Origin of the sequence: Paenibacillus sp. FSL R7-269, assembly GCF_000517865.1 — a bacterium.
Classification (GTDB): Bacteria; Bacillota; Bacilli; order Paenibacillales; family Paenibacillaceae; genus Paenibacillus_AQ.
In genome coordinates, this window is sequence record NZ_ASPS01000142.1 from 1 (window position 1) to 719 (window position 719).

General features: G+C 55.9%; 1 pseudogene. It reads left to right on the top strand.

Annotated elements, in window-relative coordinates:
• A pseudogene (locus tag C162_RS36505) lies at positions 1-719 on the top strand (hypothetical protein); the annotation flags it as partial.

The window sequence follows — 719 nt, forward strand, 5'->3', positions numbered from 1 at the left end:
ACGGGACTGGCTCCGGGTACGTACGAGGTCCGTGTGAAATTGACGGCGTCGTCGTTTGTATCGGAAACGCATAGTGTAACGGTGAATACGTATGTGCCAGCGGCAGAGACTACCCCGGCAGCGGTGATTGACTACGCAGCCGAGCAATTGAGTGGTCTGATTGCGAATGGCACGTATACCGTGAACGGTACAGCGGTAACGGCGACTGCGGCTGGCACCCTGGTGCTGGAGCAGAGCTGGCTGGGAGAGTCCCTGAGTATTGTGAAGCAGGGGAATGCTTCAACAACGGTAGACAGTGCGGCGCAGGTGCTGACCATTCCATCCCGTCCAGCGACACCAACAGGTGTGACGGCAACGGATGAAATGGCGATAGATGCGAACAACGGTACATTGATTAATGTGACTAATGCGATGGAGTATAAACAAGGAATAGCAGGAACGTGGACAGATGTGACCGGTACAACGGTGACGGGACTGGCTCCGGGTACGTACGAGGTCCGTGTGAAATTGACGTCGTCGTCGTTTGTATCGGAAACGCATAGTGTAACGGTGAATGCGTATGTGCCAACGGCAGAGACTACCCCGGCAGCGGTGATTGACTACACAGCCGAGCAATTGAGTGGTCTGATTGCGAATGGCACGTATACCGTGAACGGTACAGCGGTAACGGCGACTGCGGCTGGCACCCTGGTGCTGGAGCAGAGCTGGCTGGGAGAGTC